General features: G+C 26.4%; 17 protein-coding genes and 1 tRNA gene. 15 read left to right on the forward strand and 3 right to left on the reverse strand.

From position 1 onward, the window contains the following. The 9 genes from mnmG (at position 1) to atpC (ending at position 8,518) form a co-directional block, all read left to right on the forward strand. The gene (gene mnmG, locus RJT54_RS00005) at positions 1-1,893 is read left to right on the forward strand and encodes a tRNA uridine-5-carboxymethylaminomethyl(34) synthesis enzyme MnmG (protein WP_343128196.1); all 1,893 of its coding nucleotides are present in this window, start codon (positions 1-3) and stop codon (positions 1,891-1,893) included. A gap of 100 nt (positions 1,894-1,993) precedes the next feature. Next, entirely contained in the window at positions 1,994-2,815 is an 822-nt protein-coding gene (gene atpB, locus RJT54_RS00010; RefSeq protein ID WP_343128197.1) for a F0F1 ATP synthase subunit A, read from the forward strand. 34 nt (positions 2,816-2,849) lie between these two features. Continuing rightward, positions 2,850-3,086 carry a F0F1 ATP synthase subunit C gene (gene atpE, locus RJT54_RS00015; RefSeq protein WP_343128198.1) on the forward strand — a complete coding sequence of 79 codons (237 nt, stop codon included), beginning with the start codon at positions 2,850-2,852 and terminating at the stop codon, positions 3,084-3,086. Between the two features lie 67 nt (positions 3,087-3,153). Continuing rightward, positions 3,154-3,624: a F0F1 ATP synthase subunit B gene (locus tag RJT54_RS00020; RefSeq protein WP_343128199.1), complete on the forward strand. Its 471-nt coding sequence runs from the start codon at positions 3,154-3,156 to the stop codon at positions 3,622-3,624. Between the two features lie 16 nt (positions 3,625-3,640). Beyond that, entirely contained in the window at positions 3,641-4,177 is a 537-nt protein-coding gene (gene atpH, locus RJT54_RS00025) for an ATP synthase F1 subunit delta (protein WP_343128200.1), read from the forward strand. Positions 4,178-4,195: 18 nt separating this feature from the next. After that, on the forward strand, positions 4,196-5,734 hold the full coding sequence (gene atpA, locus RJT54_RS00030) for a F0F1 ATP synthase subunit alpha (RefSeq protein ID WP_343128201.1): 1,539 nt from the start codon (positions 4,196-4,198) through the stop codon (positions 5,732-5,734). A 52-nt stretch (positions 5,735-5,786) separates the two neighbouring features. Continuing rightward, entirely contained in the window at positions 5,787-6,665 is an 879-nt protein-coding gene (gene atpG, locus RJT54_RS00035) for an ATP synthase F1 subunit gamma (RefSeq protein WP_343128202.1), read from the forward strand. A 27-nt stretch (positions 6,666-6,692) separates the two neighbouring features. After that, positions 6,693-8,090, forward strand: coding sequence for a F0F1 ATP synthase subunit beta (atpD, locus tag RJT54_RS00040; protein WP_343128203.1), 1,398 nt, complete (start codon positions 6,693-6,695; stop codon positions 8,088-8,090). Positions 8,091-8,110: 20 nt separating this feature from the next. Beyond that, positions 8,111-8,518: an ATP synthase F1 subunit epsilon gene (gene atpC, locus RJT54_RS00045; RefSeq protein ID WP_343128204.1), complete on the forward strand. Its 408-nt coding sequence runs from the start codon at positions 8,111-8,113 to the stop codon at positions 8,516-8,518. Positions 8,519-8,544: 26 nt separating this feature from the next. Here atpC and gyrB read toward each other — a convergent pair whose 3' ends face one another. Next, positions 8,545-10,959 (reverse strand): DNA topoisomerase (ATP-hydrolyzing) subunit B, encoded by a 2,415-nt coding sequence (gyrB, locus tag RJT54_RS00050; RefSeq protein WP_343128378.1) that lies wholly within the window; start codon positions 10,957-10,959, stop codon positions 8,545-8,547. A gap of 107 nt (positions 10,960-11,066) precedes the next feature. Next, on the reverse strand, positions 11,067-12,167 hold the full coding sequence (dnaN, locus tag RJT54_RS00055) for a DNA polymerase III subunit beta (RefSeq protein WP_343128205.1): 1,101 nt from the start codon (positions 12,165-12,167) through the stop codon (positions 11,067-11,069). 307 nt (positions 12,168-12,474) lie between these two features. On the opposite strand from dnaN, the gene rpmH reads away from it, so the two are divergent. From rpmH to mnmE, 4 genes are all read left to right on the forward strand, one after another. After that, on the forward strand, positions 12,475-12,618 hold the full coding sequence (gene rpmH / locus RJT54_RS00060) for a 50S ribosomal protein L34 (protein WP_343128206.1): 144 nt from the start codon (positions 12,475-12,477) through the stop codon (positions 12,616-12,618). A 1-nt stretch (position 12,619) separates the two neighbouring features. Then, on the forward strand, positions 12,620-12,979 hold the full coding sequence (gene rnpA, locus RJT54_RS00065) for a ribonuclease P protein component (RefSeq protein WP_343128207.1): 360 nt from the start codon (positions 12,620-12,622) through the stop codon (positions 12,977-12,979). 127 nt (positions 12,980-13,106) lie between these two features. Then, the gene (yidC, locus tag RJT54_RS00070) at positions 13,107-14,696 is read left to right on the forward strand and encodes a membrane protein insertase YidC (protein WP_343128208.1); all 1,590 of its coding nucleotides are present in this window, start codon (positions 13,107-13,109) and stop codon (positions 14,694-14,696) included. A 27-nt stretch (positions 14,697-14,723) separates the two neighbouring features. Beyond that, a complete protein-coding gene (gene mnmE / locus RJT54_RS00075; protein ID WP_343128209.1) occupies positions 14,724-16,088 on the forward strand; it encodes a tRNA uridine-5-carboxymethylaminomethyl(34) synthesis GTPase MnmE in 1,365 nt (454 codons plus the stop codon). A gap of 35 nt (positions 16,089-16,123) precedes the next feature. Here the strand turns inward: mnmE and RJT54_RS00080 are convergent. Beyond that, a tRNA-Phe gene (locus tag RJT54_RS00080) sits at positions 16,124-16,196 on the reverse strand. 258 nt (positions 16,197-16,454) lie between these two features. Here RJT54_RS00080 and RJT54_RS00085 point away from each other — a divergent pair. After that, complete coding sequence (locus RJT54_RS00085; protein WP_343128210.1) at positions 16,455-16,748, forward strand: co-chaperone GroES; 294 nt, start codon at positions 16,455-16,457, stop codon at positions 16,746-16,748. 52 nt (positions 16,749-16,800) lie between these two features. After that, positions 16,801-18,447: a chaperonin GroEL gene (groL, locus tag RJT54_RS00090; protein WP_343128211.1), complete on the forward strand. Its 1,647-nt coding sequence runs from the start codon at positions 16,801-16,803 to the stop codon at positions 18,445-18,447. Positions 18,448-18,523 lie beyond the last annotated feature (76 nt).

Consider the following 18,523-nt stretch of genomic DNA (forward strand, 5'->3'; position numbering starts at 1 on the left):
ATGAATTTTTATAATAAATATTTTGATGTTCTCGTTGTTGGTGGAGGACATGCCGGAATAGAAGCAGCATTAGCTGCATCTCGTATTGGTTGTAAGACACTACTTTTAACACAAAGAATACATACTTTAGGTAATTTATCATGTAATCCAGCAATAGGTGGAATAGGAAAAAGTCATTTAGTAAAAGAAATAGATGCATTAGGTGGTATTATGGCTGTTGCTACTGATATTTCTGGTATTCAGTTTCGTATTTTAAATGCAACTAAAGGACCAGCTGTACAAGCTACTCGTGCTCAAGTTGATCGACAAATATATAAAAATGTTATCCAAAAAATATTGTTTCAACAAGAACATTTAAAGATATTAGAGGCAGAAGTTATTGATTTAGTTATAAAAAATAACTGCATATTAGGTGTAAAAACTATTTATAAAAATATATTTTATGCACAATCAGTTATACTCACTACAGGAACATTCTTAGGTGCTAAAATACATATAGGATTAAAAAGTTACTACGGAGGTAGGATAAATGATGTTACATCGATACAATTATCAAACAAATTGAAAAAATTACCATTACAAATAAAAAGATTAAAAACTGGAACACCACCCAGACTAGATATACGAACAATTAATTTTCAGAATTTAACTATACAGTCAGGCGATAAACCTGTACCAGTATTTTCATTTTTAGGTCATTATACACAACATCCAAAACAAGTTGTTTGTTATATTACAAAAACAAATGAAAATACTCATAATATTATAAAATCAAATTTACATCAAAGTCCAATGTTTATAGGAAATATATCAAGTAAAGGACCACGATATTGTCCATCTATTGAAGATAAAATTATCAAATTTAAAGATAAAAATAGTCATCAAATTTTTATTGAGCCTGAAGGTATTCATTGTATCGAAGCATATCCAAATGGTATTTCAACAAGCTTGCCTTTTAACATTCAAATGCAATTTATTCATTCAATACAGGGTTTTGAAGATGTTAAAATTATTCAACCAGGATACGCAGTTGAATATGACTTTATAGATCCAAGAGGTTTACAACCGACCTTAGAAAGTAAATTTATTAAAGGTCTCTTCATGGCAGGCCAAATTAATGGTACAACTGGATATGAAGAAGCTGCAGCTCAAGGTTTATTAGCAGGTATTAATTCTGCCTTATTAATTCAAGGTAAAAATTGTTGGTATCCAAAAAGAAATGAATCATATTTAGGTGTTTTAATTGATGATTTATGTACTAAAGGTATAAGCGAACCTTACCGTATGTTCACTTCACGTGCAGAATTTCGTTTATTATTGAGAGAAAATAATGCAGATTTAAGATTAACTGGACATGCTAAAAAAATTGGTTTAATTGATCCAAATCGATGGGCAGCATATCAAAAAAAGATTCATTGTATAAATCAAGAAAAAAACAGGATTAAAAATATCATTATCCGTATGAACTCTAAGGAATCAAAAGAACTAAAAGATGTTTTTAATATTCAATTAAAAAGTAATATTTCCGGATATGAATTATTAAAAAGACCAGAATTAACATTTAATAATATTAAAAAATCAAAAATTTTTTTTAATAAAAATACTAATTTTTTTGCATTAAATGAAGTAATGATAGATATTAAATATCAAGGATATATTATTAAACAAGATCAACAAATTACTCAATATAAAAAATATGAAGATACCATATTGCCAATTAAATTTAATTATTGTAATATTCCAGGATTATCAAAAGAAGTAATGAGTCTCTTAAATGATTATCAACCAAGTTCTTTAGGGCAAGCTTCTAGAATTTCTGGTATTACTCCTGCTGCAATATCTATTTTATTAATTTTTTTTAAAAAAAATAATTTTTTAAATAAAAAAATATAAAATACTATAATTAATTACTCTAAATATAAATTTTATTTTTAAATATTCTATAAGAATAATTTACTTAATAGATTCTCTATTAATGAAGGTCTTTTTTATTATGATATTATCAACAATACCCAATCCTGTAAAATATATTCATCATCATTTACAACATTTACAAATTAACCTAAAAAAATTAATTTTTGTACATGATAATACAAAACAAACATTTTGGGTTATTAATATTGATTCAATTGTATTTTCTTTATTTTTGGGTATTATATTTTTAGCTATTTTTTATTATATCAGTAAAAATTTATCTTTAAAAAATCCATCAAAAATACAAATTTTCATTGAATTAATTATAGAATTTGTTAATAAAAATGTAAAAGATATATATTATGGAGATAATGTATTAATTGCCCCGTTATCGTTAACAATATTTGTTTGGATTCTGTTGATGAATACTATGGATTTAATTCCAATTGATTTTATACCATATTTATTGAATTTAACATTTTCTATTTCTTATTTTAGAATTGTACCTTCAGCAGATATTAATGTTACAATTGCAATTGCTATCGTCGTATTTGCATTAATCATTTTTTATAGTTGTAAAACCAAAGGGATAATCGGTTTTTTAAAAGAATTAATTACACAACCATTTAATTATTACGTATTTTATTTAATAAATTTCTTTTTAGAATCTATATCATTATTATCCAAACCAATGTCTTTAGCACTGCGTTTATTTGGTAATATGTATGCTGGTGAAATGATTTTTATTTTAATCGCTGGTTGTTTACCCTGGTGGTTACAATGGACGTTGAGTGTACCCTGGGCTATTTTTCATATCTTGATTATTTTTTTACAAGCATTTATTTTTATGATTTTAACAATTGTTTATTTATCTATGGCAACTAAAAAACACGATTTATAAAATATTTTTTATTATTAAAAAAAAGGATATTGATATGCATAATTTATATATGTTATATTTAGCTGCAGGAATTATGATTGGTTTAGCATCTATTGGTGCGGCAATTGGTATTGGAATTTTAGGTGGAAAATTTTTAGAAGGAGCAGCACGTCAACCTGATCTAATTCCGATTTTAAGAGCACAATTTTTTGTTGTAATGGGTTTAGTTGATGCTATTCCTATGATTGCTGTAGGTTTAGGTTTATATATGATTTTTGCGTTTTCTAAGTAGTTTTGTATCTAATGTTATAAATTTATTTTTCTTAAATATTACTTTTTTATATAAGGTTATATAATTTATGGATTTAAATTCAACAATATTAGGTCAAATAATTGCATTTATTTTGTTTATTTGGTTTTGTATGGAATATATTTGGCCTAACTTAATTACAATAATTAAAAAACGTCAATCCTTAATTCAAGAAAAATTATTTAATATTAACAAAAAAAAAAAAGATGTAACAAATATGTATCATCAAGCAAAAAAAGAAATTGCTGATTCTCAAAAAAAAGCTCGTGATATTATTAATGATGCTAATAAAAATAAATTATTAATTATAGAACATGCTAAACAATGTGCAAGACAAGAAAAAGAAAAACTGATTAAACAAGCTAACATGGAAATTAAAATCAAAGAAATTCAATTAAGAAAAAAACTTACAACAGAAATTAGTATATTAGCTGTGATGATGGCAAAAAAAATAATTATTAATAGCATATCTTGTAAAGATAAAAATTGTAATATAGAAAATATAATTAATAATTTATAATTTTGGGGTAATATTTGTGCAATACAACTTAATTATAGCTCGTGCTTACGCTACAGCAATATTTAATACTTCTATTCAACATCGATCTTTGAAATATTGGAAGGTATTATTAAGAAAGTTATTACAAATATCTCAAATCCAAAATGTGAATCAATTTTTTAATATAATTTACCCGATTGATGTTATATTGAAAATTATTATCACAACGTGTTCTGACATAAAAATCGATAAATATGGTACAAATTTTATTAAATTATTAATTCTAAACCAAAGATTACATTTAATAAAATATATTTTTCATGAGTATATGACATTGTATAATAATCATTATAATATTATTAATGTTGAAATTACCACTACGCATGCTTTGGATAAAGACCAAAAAGAAAAAATTAATATTATTTTAAAACGTAGATTTCGTAAAACTGTTAATTTAATTTGTTTCACTGATCCATCTATTTTATATGGTGTGATTTTAAGATATCATGATATGGTAATTAATGACTGTATTTTTATAAAATTACATGAATTATCAAATTTTTTAATATCATAAATGAGAATAAATAAAAATATGCAATTACATTCAAATGAAATTAGTGATTTAATTAAACAACGTATTGAAAAATTTAATATATTAAAAAAAATTTATAATGAAGGTATTATTATTTCTGTCAGTGACGGTATTATTAAAATTCATGGTATTACTGAAGTAATGTTTGGTGAAATGATCCTTCTGCCAAATAATTTACATGCTTTGGCTTTAAACTTAGAACAAGATATTACAAGTGCTGTAGTATTGGGATGTTATTTAAATATTACGGAAGGTATGCGTGTTTATTCAACAGGAAAAATGCTTGAAATTCCTGTTGGTTCTAATTTATTAGGTCGTGTTGTTAATGCATTAGGATGTCCGATTGATGGGCAAGGTGATATTGTTAGTACAGTATCTTATCCTATTGAACAGGAAGCTCCAGGAGTGATTGAACGTATTTCGGTATCTGAACCAATTTATACAGGGTATAAATCTATTGATTCTATGGTACCGATTGGTAAAGGTCAAAGGGAGTTAATTATCGGTGATAGACAAACCGGAAAAACTACATTAGCTATAGATACTATTATTAATCAAAAAAAATCAGATGTGTTGTGTATTTATGTTGCAATCGGTCAAAAACAATCAACAGTGTTACATGTTGTGAAAACATTGGAAAAATATCATGCTTTATCACATACAATTATTGTTAATGCTTCGGCATCTGAAGCTCCAGTTATGCAATATTTAGCACCTTATTCTGGATGTGCTATTGGTGAATATTTTAGGGATCATGGAGAAAATGCGTTAATTATATATGATGATTTATCCAAACATGCCATTTCATATCGTCAAATTTCATTATTATTAAGACGTCCTCCAGGACGTGAAGCATTTCCAGGAGATATTTTTTATTTACATTCACGTTTATTAGAAAGATCAGCCCGGATTAATATAAATAGTGTGAAAATAAGGAGTAAAAATCAAGTTTGCAATAAAACAGGGTCATTAACTGCGTTGCCAATTATAGAAACACAATTTGGCGATGTTTCATCTTTTATACCTACAAATGTTATTTCAATAACTGATGGACAAATTTTTTTAGAATCTAATTTATTTAATATTGGTATTCGTCCTGCTATTAATCCTGGTATTTCAGTGTCACGGGTCGGAAGTGCTGCTCAAATACAAATTATTAAAAAATTATCTTCTAAAATTCGCGTAGCTTTAGCGCAATATCGTGAATTGGCTGCATTTGCTCAATTTTCTACTGATTTAGATACAGTTACTAAAAAACAATTAAATTATGGGAAAAAACTTACTGAATTATTAAAACAACAGCAACATGCTCCACTTTCTGTGGCAGAACAATCAATTATTTTTTTTGCGGCTGAACATGGTTTTATAGATGATATTGATATAGATAAAATTTCTATTTTTGAGAAAGATATAATAGAATATTTTAATAAATATCATATTGATTTAATCGATCATATTAATAGTGCAGATATATATACAAAAGATTTAGAAAATAAAATTAAAAATAATATTAAATTATTTAAGAAAAGTATTAGTTAGTTATCTAATATATTTGATATCGCATATATTGTATATACAATAAGGGTGATTTATGGCAAATACGAAAACGATACGTAATAAAATTTCGAGTATAAAGAATACTCAAAAAATTACAAAAACTATGGAAATGGTTGCAATTTCTAAAATGAAAAAAGTGAAAAAAAAACTACTAATTAGTTCTCCATATTTAGAAAATATAAAAAAAATCATTTCCCATTTTTTTCATGGTAAATTAAGTTATAAACATTGTTTTTTACATAAAGAAAATATAACTAAAAAAATAGGTATTATTATTATATCATCTAATCGTGGTTTATGTGGTAATCTTAATTATAATGTTTTTAAACAAGTGAATAATTTTATTGCCATACATAAAAAAAAAAATATATCTTGTAATTTATACCTGTTAGGTTCAAAAGCAATATTATTTTTTAATAATTCTTATTATTCAAATGTTAAAAAAACTATGTACTATAATGATGATATTAAACATGACACGTTATTACCTTTAATAAACGAATTAATTCAAGAATATCAAACCGATGGTTTTGATCAATTATTTATTGCAGGCAATAAATTTCACACTCAGAATAATAAAATGTCATATATATTACAATTATTACCATTACAATCGATTCTTTTTATGGATAAAAAATATACAAAATATACGATGTGGGATTATTTGTATGAACCCAATTCAAGTATAGTATTAGATTATACATTACAAAAATATATTTTATTACAAGTATTTCAGGTAATATTAGAAAATATTGTCTGCGAACAATATTCAAGAAGATTAATTATGAAAACTGCTACCGATAATAGTGAAAATATAATTCAAGAATTACAATTATTATATAATAAAATTCGTCAATATAGTATTACTCAAGAAATTATGGAAATTGTGTCAGGTGCATCAAGTATTAATTAATTATTTATCGTAATTAGCGGAGTAAATATGAAGACAGGTAAGATTGTGCAAGTGATCGGTGCTATAGTAGATGTAGAATTTCCAAAAGATCATATTCCGAAAATATATCATGCATTGGAAGTACATAACGGTACTCTAGTATTAACTTTAGAAGTACAACAACAACTTGGTTCAGGCATTGTGCGTACCATTGCTATGGGTTCATCTAACGGCTTGAAAAGGGGTTTATTAGTAAAAAATATGGGTCATTATATTCGTGTGCCTGTTGGATCGGCTACATTAGGTAGAATGATTAATGTACTAGGGGAACCAATTGATATGAAAGGCCCAATAAAAAGATCAGATGGTACTGATCCTGAATACTGGGAAATTCATCGAGCAGCACCAACATATCAAGAACAATCAAATATGGAAGAAGTGTTAGAGACTGGAATTAAAGTTATTGATTTAATCTGTCCATTTGCTAAAGGTGGTAAAATTGGTTTATTTGGAGGGGCGGGAGTTGGTAAAACAGTTAATATGATGGAATTAATTCGTAATATTGCAGTTAAACATTCTGGATATTCTGTGTTTACTGGAGTTGGTGAAAGAACACGAGAAGGTAATGATTTTTATCATGAGATGCAAACATCTAATGTATTAGATAAAGTATCGTTAGTATATGGTCAAATGAATGAACCGCCAGGTAGTAGATTAAGAGTGGCTTTTACAGGGTTAACAATAGCAGAGAAGTTTCGAGATAATGGTAAGAATGTATTATTATTTATTGATAATATTTATAGATATATTTTAGCTGGTACAGAAGTTTCCGCATTACTGGGAAGAATGCCTTCTGCGGTTGGTTATCAACCAACATTATCTGAAGAAATGGGGTTACTTCAAGAGCGCATCACTTCAACTAATACAGGTTCTATTACATCAATACAAGCTGTATATGTACCAGCAGATGACTTGACAGATCCGGCTCCGGCAATAACATTCTCGCATCTTGATGCTACTATTACTTTAAGTCGTCAAATAGCATCTTTAGGGATTTATCCTGCTGTTGATCCTTTAAATTCAACAAGTCGTCAATTGGATGTAGAATTGGTAGGTTTGGAACATTATCAAACAGCTAGAAATGTACAGTCAATTTTACAAAAATATGAAGAATTAAAAGATATTATTGCAATATTAGGAATGGATGAATTGTCGGAACAAGACAAGATTTTAGTTTCACGTGCACGCAAAATACAAAAATTTTTATCACAACCTTTCTTTGTAGCTGAAGTTTTTACTGGTTTTCCCGGCAAATATGTTTCTTTAAAAGATAGTATTCGGGGGTTTCAGGGTATCATAGAAGGTGAATTTGATAATTTACCTGAACAGGCTTTTTATATGATTGGTAATATTGAAGAAGCAATAAAAAAGGCAAAAATATTATAATTAATGTGGAGTGTTGCACGATGGATTGTTTTTTAAATGTAATTAGTATAAAACAACATTTATTTTCTGGTGCTATTCAAAAAATTCATATTACTGGATATCAAGGTGTATTAAATATTTATCCTGGGCATGCACCATTATTAACGATGATTAGAGCAGGATTATTATCGATTTTTACTAACGATAATACACAATACTTATATGTTTCAAGGGGTATTTTAGAAGTACAGCCTTTTGTTATTTATGTTTTACCAGATGAAGGATGTTTTTTAAGTGATTTAAAATACGATGAATTAATATATCAAAAAAAACAGCTTAGTAAATCAATATTACAAGTTAAAGATAGCGAAAAAAAAATTTTACAGCGTCAATTATTAGATATCGTACTAAAAATTAAATTAATAAATAATTATTGTAACATTTCATAAAATAGAAGTATTTAAAGCGTTAAATTTTAAATATCAATATTTTCAACCATGAGGGCATTCTTTTCTATAAAGATTTTACGCGGTTCGACTAAATCACCCATGAGCGTTTGAAATAATGTACTTGCGGATTCGGCATCTTTTATTGTTACTTGTAACATATTACGTGTTTGAGGATTCATAGTCGTTTCCCATAATTGCTGAGGATTCATTTCTCCTAGTCCTTTATATCTTTGTATATGTATTTCTTTTTGAACGGTATTCATAAGCCATTCGGTTGTGGATCTTAGGTTAATAATTTTATGTATTTCGTTACCTTTTTGAATATAATCGCCGTTTTGAATTAATTCACTCCATTGAGTATGTATTTTTTGCATGTGTGTATATTCACTACTTAATAATAATTTATTAGTAATATAATAAGTATTATTTTTTGTATTTAATCTATTATATTCTAAAATTCTTGGTTCAAAAATATTTTTAATAATATTGTTTTTGATTTTACTAGAATATGTGATATATTTTGTTTTATTATTTAAATTTAAGACTATATTATTTATCCATGTTGCAATCTTGGCTTTATTCTTTAAATTTTCTAGTTTTGGTTGATGAATTAATTCATCTAATACGACATCTGAAAAATAATATTGATTTTTTTTCAAACGATATTTAATATCTTCATATTCAAAAATAATATTTTTAAATTTTTCAGAATATCTATTATGATGATCAGAATTTATTTTAAAATATATTATTTTTTTTAATGCAATATACATTTGTGTTTTATGCATGTCTTCCTCGTTTTTAATGTATATTTCTTTCTTACCTTGTTTAATTCTATAAAGCGGGGGTTGTGCAATGTATATATGTCCTTTTTGAATTATTTCTGGCATATATCGATAAAAAAATGTCAATAATAATGTACGAATATGTGAACCATCAATATCAGCATCAGTCATAATAATAATATTGTGATATCTAAGTTTGTCAGGATTATATTCTATTTTTCCAATTCCGCAACCTAATGCAGTAATAATTGCATTGATTTCTTGTGACATTAACATTTTTTCAAATGTTGCTTTTTCTACATTAAGTATTTTCCCTTTTAATGGTAAAATTGCTTGGTTTTTTCGATTTCTTCCTTGTTTAGCTGAACCTCCTGCAGAATCACCTTCTACTAAGTAAATTTCTGACAGTGCTGGATTTTTTTGTTGGCAATCTGATAATTTTCCAGGTAATCCACTTAAATCTAATATTCCTGTTTTTTTACTAATTTCACGTACTTTTTTTGCTGCTTCTCTCATTTTTGATGCATGAATAATTTTATTAATGATATTTTTAGCATCTTTTGGATTTTCTAATAAAAAATCTGATACATGTGTTATTATTACAGATTCTATTACTGCTTTTACTTCTGATGATACTAATTTTTCTTTTGTTTGTGATGAAAATCGCGGATTTGGCATTTTAATGGAAATAATTGCAGTTAATCCTTCTCGTGTATCATCACCTGTTGTTTGAATTTTTCCTTTTTTATTATATCCCTCTTTATTAATATAATTATTAATAGTTCGCGTTATAGCAGTTCTAAAACTGGATAAGTGTGTTCCTCCGTCTTTTTGAGGTATATTATTTGTAAAACAATAGATTTGTTCCTTAAATGAAGTATTCCATTGTATGGATATTTCTAATTCAATTTCATGTTTTATTACATGAAAATATATTGGTTGTAGATGTATTGGTTGTTTATTAGTATTTAAAAATTTAATAAATGCTTTAATACCTCCGGTATAATGAAATGTATTTTGTAATTTTTTTTTACGGTCTATGATTTGAATTTCAAGATTAGAATTTAGAAATGATAACTCTCTTAATCTTGATGATAATATTTCATATTGAAAATGAATAATATGATTAAATATTTTATGACTTGGCCAAAAATGGATTTTTGTTCCTCTAATATTTGTGTTTCCGGTAATTTGTAATTTATGGATTGGGGTACCGTTTTTATACGTTTGTTGATATATATTTCCCTGTCTATATATTGTCAATTTTAGTTTTTTAGATAATGCATTAACAACAGAAATACCTACACCATGTAAACCTCCAGATATTTTATATGTATTATTATCAAATTTTCCACCAGAATGTAACATCGTTAAAATCACTTCTGCAGCTGATATACCTTCTTCAGGGTGAATATCAGTAGGTATACCCCTTCCATCGTCTTGTACGGAAATTGATCCATCTAGATGCATTACGACGGTAATTTTTTTACAATATCCAGATAGAGCTTCGTCAATAGCGTTATCTACTATTTCAAAAACCATATGATGTAATCCACTACCATCATCTGTGTTACCAATATACATACCAGGTCGTTTACGAACAGCATCTAATCCTTTTAAGATTTTAATATTAGATGAATTATACATATGAAAGATTTTTCCTTATTATCGTGTTTGTTATATAAATATATATATATAAAGTTCATTAGGTATTATAAATATACACAAATAGTATATTGTATATGATAGATAACGGTAATTTTTTATAAAATTAATGGCATAATTATATGATATGAATTATAATCTGACTTATATTTTATATATATTATTGAGCTTGTATTTTGTAGAAATATATTGATGTTTGGTTGGTTAATAATATTAATAACATCTAAAAAATAGTTAATATTCATTGTTAATTCGATCGGTTCATCGGAATAATTAATCTGAAATTCTTCTTGAATCGTTTCATCATGTTCATTACTTGCTTGTATAATACATAATCCTTTTTGGATAATAATTCTCACACCATGTAGTTTTTGATTTATTACAATTAATGCTCGCAATAACGCTTGTTTTAATTTTTCTCGATCAAGAATAATATGTTTATCAAATTCTTTTTGTATCAGATTTACATATTTTGGGAATTGATTTTCAATTAATTTACTAGATAAGGTATATTGTTTTAAATTAAATTGAATAATTTTATTACCAATATATACTTGCATCTCATTATTTTTTGATTCTAATAATTTAATTAATTCTATTATTGTTTTATAGGGTATAATTATTGAAATAGATTGTGTATTATTTGGATATGATGTATATGTTATTGCCATACGATAACCATCGGTAGCAACTGAAAATATTTTATTAGAATTAATCTCAATATTTAAACCATTTAAATAATGACGTACATCTTGTTTTGCCATAGCATAATGGCTATTATAAATTAGATTTTTGAATACATATTGATTAAGGTAAATATTACGTGTAATTTTTTCCGTCTTAAATCTTGGAAAAGTTTTTGCGTGTAATGTATTTAATTTAAAAATAATATTTTTATACTGTAATGTCATAATATTATTTTTCGCGGTTATGTGAATTTCTGATTCACTTGGAAAGCTACGAACAATGCTTAATATTTTTTTACCAGATACAAGGATTTCACCAAGATTAAAAATTTTACTACAGTGTATTTTTGCAATAATTTCTAATTCTAGATTTGTACTTATTAAATACGTATACTTGTTATGAATATAAAAGAAAATATTGTTAGTAATTGGATTTTTATGATTTGCAAATAGAATACTATTCAATTTTTGTAATGGCGTTAAGAAGTTTTTTTTTGTTATAGTAAATTTCATATTTTTTTATAATTGTAAAATCTAGTGAATGAATGAAACTAAATTTGACAAAATATATATATACTGAATTAATTATAATGATTTAAATGCAGTATTTTTAATATCTTTGACATTATATCACAATTATTGTATGTTAAATAGAATTTTTGTATAAAATATTTTATAATTAAGACTTCCATATGTCATGTGGTAATTATATTTTATACTATGCATATTTATATGAATCAAGAATTTTTTAGTTATTTATATATATATTTAGCGTATGTTTCAATATGATTAATATGTAAATCATAATAAGGAAGATTATATGAAGCGAACTTTTCAACCGTCTATATTAAAAAGAAATCGTGTTCATGGTTTTAGAGCGCGTATGGCGACTCGTTCAGGTCGTGATATTTTGTCACGTAGAAGAAGTAAATTACGTGTTCGTTTAACCATTTCAACAAAATAATATGAATGCTCCGGATCGGTTATTTTTTAAAAAAAAATTGAGATTACTAAAAACGAATGATTTTAGAAGAGTATTTCAGAAATCTAGAAAATATGTAACTTCTGAATTAATTACATTTAATATACATAATCAATTTAATTATCCGAGATTAGGTATTATTATTTCAAAAAAAATTTCTAAATCTTCTGTTAAACGTAATTTAATAAAACGATTGATTCGAGAAAGTTTTCGTATCTCGCAATATTATTTATTAAATTTAGATTTTATTATTTTAGTAAAATTCAATATTATGAAAATTACTCGTTTGGCATTAAAAAAAAATCTTAATAATTTTTGGATGAGGTATTTTGAGAATTTTTAAAAGATTGAACTATTTTTATCAATACGTGTATGACATATTATTGCGTATCTTTTGGATATTTATTGTATTCAATATTTATCAAATCAACTATCTTTATACAAACTATAATAAAAAGAGAATATTTAACATGCGTTTAAAGCGTTTTTTTTTAATATTTATATTATTATTATGTTCATTATTTTTATGGAAATTCTGGACTATGCGATTATATAGTTTTGACACCAAAACAATACAAATTAAATATGATATTTTAGAAACAAATACCCAATTGCAGAAAAATAAAATTATTAATGTAAAAACTGATGTCATGGATTTAAAAATTAATTTATATAATGGAGATATCTTGCAAGGGAGATTATTAAATTATCAGGAAAAACTATCATGTTTTAAAAAATTAGAATTAATTAATCAGAATCATTCTGAACAAAAAATAATCAGTGGTTTAATATATAATAATAAAAATATTTTTCATGATTATAAACATATATCATACCAAGCAAATCGTATTAATTTTAAACTACTAAATGGACAACAAATATTATTTGTCCCAATTGTGTTAGATATAAAAAATAATTTACATCTTGTAAAAACATTTATTTTTAAGAAAGGATCTTACGATATTGGTATTGAATATAAATTATATAATTATAATACATATCCAGTATCATATTACTTGTATGGTGGCCTGAAACAAAAATTATTCAGTGAAAATGTTAATTCAGATACTTTAAGTAATCAGTTTGAAAACATTGCATATTCTCAAGATCATGTAAAGTATAAAAAATATTTTTTAAATGATATTAAAAATCAACACCCAATACATTATATTTCACATAGTGGATGGATTGCATTACTGAAAAAGTATTTTTCTATTGCGTGGATTTTAAATAAATCAGATAAAAATACTGTTTATATTATTAATAAAAATAATCAAGATGTAGTTTTTTGGTATCAAACATCACAATGTACTATTTTACCTGAAACAAATATTATTAAAAGAACTATATTTTGGTTTGGTCCAAAAATTCAAAATCAAATATCATCTATTGCTCCATATTTTGATTGCACAATAGAATATGGATGGTTTTGGTTTTTATCAAAACCGTTATTTCAGTTTTTAACTATACTACATTATTTTGTGAATAATTGGGGTTATGCAATTATTTTAATTACATGTATTATTCGGACTATTACATATCCATTGATTAAATCTCAATATCTTGCAACAATTAAAATGAAAATTTTACAACCTGAAATTCGTCATCTGAAAAAACAATTTAAAAATGATCGTAAAAAATTAAATGCAAAAATATTACAATTATATCAAAAAAGTGCAATTAATCCATTAAGTGGATTGTTTCCGGTGTTATTACAAATGCCTATTTTTCTAGCATTGTATTATATGTTAGTTAATACAATAGAATTAAGACATGCGCCTTTTATATTATGGATTAATGATTTATCTGCTCAAGATCCATTATATATTTTACCTGTCTTGATGGGTATAACAATTTTTTTTATGCAAAAAACCGCTCCTGCTAATTACTTTACGCTTTCTATACAGGAAAAGATAATAAATTTTTCACCTATAATATTTGTATGTTTTTTTTTCTGGTTTCCTTCGGGATTAGTTTTATATTATACTATTAGTAATCTCGTTACTATACTACAACAAATGATGATTCATCGTACTTTAAAAAATCATCCATATATATAAACTATATACATATGTTTTACAAAAAATATGACTATTGACACTATAGTAGCTCAATCTACTCCTTATGGACGTTCTGGAGTAGGTATCTTAAGGGTTTCTGGTACAAAGACTCGTGATATCGCAAATAAAATCTTAGGATTATTACCTCCAGAACGATATGCATATCATACAACATTTTTAGATTATTTTGGAGTAGCTATTGATGTAGGTATTGCAATATGGTTTCCTAAACCATATTCATTTACCGGAGAAGATGTATTAGAATTACAAGGACATGGTAATCCCGTCATTTTAGATTTGTTAATAAAATCTATTTTATACTTTAAAAATGTTCGTATAGCGCATCCGGGTGAATTTTCTGAACGTGCGTTTTTAAATGGAAAAATTGATTTAATACAAGCTGAATCAATTATTCAGTTAATTAATGCTACTACTGAATCTAGAGTAAAATGCGCATTGCGATCTTTACAAGGTCAATTTTCAAAACAAATCCATCATTTAATCAATAATGTTATTGAAATACGTATGTTAATTGAAGCAATATTAAATTTTCCAGAAGAGGATTGTTGTATATATGATAAAACAATAGAATTAAAATTAAAAAAATTTTTTAGTGATATAAAAAATATTTATAAAAATGCTAAGTTGGGATATATACAACATGATGAAATTAAAATTGTGATTTCTGGTCAAACTAATGTAGGTAAATCCACTATTTTTAATCTTTTAGCGTGTAAAAATTCTGCAATAATAACAAATATTGCAGGAACTACTCGTGATATTTTACATGAATCTCTTTATATAGACGGTACACAAATTAAATTAATTGATACTGCTGGTTTTCGTGAAACACAAAATATTATAGAAAAAATAGGTATTAATAAAGCGTGGGAACAAATTAAATTATCTGATCATATTTTGTTTGTTCTTGATAATACCCAAAGTTTATTATATCAAAAAACTATAATTACAACTTTTATGAAAAAGTTGATAAATAAAGATAAAGTTACATTCATTATAAATAAATGTGATCTTTTTAATAGAAGTATTGGTATAAGAACATATTATGGTGGGCATACATATATTATGATTTCTGCAAAATATGGTTTAGGCTCGGAAATACTCAAGAACCATTTAAAATATCTTGTGCAAACTTTTATGGTACATAACACAGAAACAGTATTTTTAACACGTCGACGACATTTAAATATTTTAAGGTGTATTAAGAAACAGGTTACATATTTAAAATATAATTGGTTTTTATTAAGAAATTTTGAATTATTGGCTGAAGATTTTAAAATAATCCAAAATAGGTTAAATGAAATTACTGGTTCTGTTACCTCTGATGATATTTTGAATTCAATTTTTAAAAATTTTTGTATCGGGAAATAAGAATATTTATTATTTTTGATACGGAATTTTCGTTTTGCCCGAAGGCGGAATTGAACCACCGACACGGGGATTTTCAGTCCCCTGCTCTACCAACTGAGCTATTCGGGCAAACAGTTTACTATTTATTAAACCATATAATTACAGTTTGTGTCAATAGTTTTTATAATCTTTGGTAGTATAAATATGGGATATATTTGTGTTCAGTTAAGTATTTTTTTACATTATAAAATATTATTTTATTATTGAAAATTTTTATATGTATCCTTATAATTATTTGTGATATAATAATAGTTATTTATACAAAATATTCATTAAAAAATAATTTTTAGATGAGATATTTAAAAATGTTTTAAGGAGCTTAACGTCATGAAAATTCGTCCATTGCATGACCGGGTTATTATTAAAAAGAAAGAGGTGGAATTAAAGTCAGCAGGTGGTATTGTCTTAACTGGTACAGCTGCAGGTAAATCAACTCAAGGAACAGTAATTGCAGTAGGTAATGGTCGTGTTTTAGAAAATGGAACAATTAAAAAATTAGATGTTAAGAAAGGCGATATTGTGATTTTTAATGAAGGATATGGCGCAAAAACTGAAACGATTGATAATGAAGAAGTATTAATTTTAACTGAAAGTGATATTTTAGCAATCGTTGAAGAGTAATATATTCTTTATAAAGTAATGATAAATATTTTATATATGAAGGAATATGATTATGGCAGCGAAAGATGTAAAATTTGGTAATGAAGCTCGTGTTAAAATGCTTCGTGGAGTAAATGTATTAGCAGATGCTGTGAAAGTTACTCTAGGACCAAAAGGTAGAAATGTTGTTTTAGACAAGTCTTTTGGTGCGCCTAGTATTACGAAAGATGGTGTATCTGTTGCTCGTGAAATTGAACTTGAAGATAAGTTTGAAAATATGGGCGCACAAATGGTAAAAGAGGTTGCGTCAAAAGCTAATGATGCTGCTGGGGATGGAACAACTACTGCAACTTTATTAGCACAATCTATAGTAAATGAAGGATTAAAGGCAGTAGCTGCTGGTATGAATCCTATGGATTTAAAAAGAGGGATTGATAAAGCAGTTATTAAAGCTGTTGAAGAATTAAAAAATATGTCTGTTCCATGTTCTGATTCTAAAGCTATTACACAAGTTGGTACAATATCTGCAAATGCTGATGAAACTGTTGGTAAATTAATTGCTGAAGCGATGGAAAAAGTTGGTAATGATGGAGTTATTACTGTAGAAGAAGGAACTGGTTTACAAGATGAGTTAGAAGTTGTAAAAGGTATGCAATTTGATCGTGGTTATTTATCTCCATACTTTATTAATAAATCTGAAACTGGGATTGTTGAATTAGATAATCCTTATATTTTAATGGCAGATAAAAAAATATCAAATATTCGTGAATTATTACCATTATTAGAAGCAGTAGCTAAATCAAGTAAACCGTTATTAATTATTTCTGAAGACCTAGAAGGTGAAGCATTAGCTACTTTAGTAGTTAATTCTATGAGAGGCATTGTTAAAGTGTCAGCTGTAAAAGCTCCAGGTTTTGGAGATCGAAGAAAAGAGATGTTACAAGATATTGCTATTTTAACATCTGGTACAGTAATTTCTGAAGAATTAGCAATGGAATTAGAAAAATCTACTTTAGATGATTTAGGACAAGCAAAACGAGTTGTAATTACTAAAGATACAACAACAATTATCGGTGGATTTGGTAATAAAGGTGGAATTCAAAATCGTATCATGCAAATTAGAAAACAGTCACAAGAAGCAACTTCAGAATACGACAAAGAAAAGTTAAATGAACGGTTAGCGAAATTATCAGGCGGAGTAGCAGTTTTAAAAGTTGGTGCAGCAACAGAAGTAGAAATGAAGGAAAAGAAAGCTCGTGTTGAAGATGCATTACACGCAACTCGGGCAGCTGTAGAGGAAGGCGTAGTTGCTGGAGGTGGTGTAGCGTTAGTAAGAGTTGCCGGTCGTATCTCAAATTTATCTGGTCAAAATGAAGACCAAAATGTTGGTATTCGTGTTGCATTACGTGCAATGGAGGCTCCTTTACGTCAAATAGTTTCTAATTCTGGAGAAGAACCATCTGTTGTAACGAATAATGTAAAAGATGGTAAAGGAAATTATGGATATAATGCTGCAACTGATCAATATGGTGATATGATTAATTTTGGTATATTAGATCCAACTAAAGTTACTCGATCCGCTTTACAATATGCAGCTTCTGTAGCTGGTTTAATGATTACTACTGAATGTATGGTAACAGATTTACCAAAAGATGAAAAACAGGATCTTAGTGCTCCTACCCCAGGAGGTATGGGTGGTGGAATGGGTGGTATGATGTAATTTTTTTTGTATACAGATTTTTTAATACATTAATAATTACCCTAAATAACCTTTTATTTAGGGGTAATTATTAAAA

The sequence above is a fragment of the Buchnera aphidicola (Takecallis taiwana) genome, assembly GCF_039355125.1.
GTDB lineage: Bacteria > Pseudomonadota > Gammaproteobacteria > Enterobacterales > Enterobacteriaceae > Buchnera_L > Buchnera_L aphidicola_AG.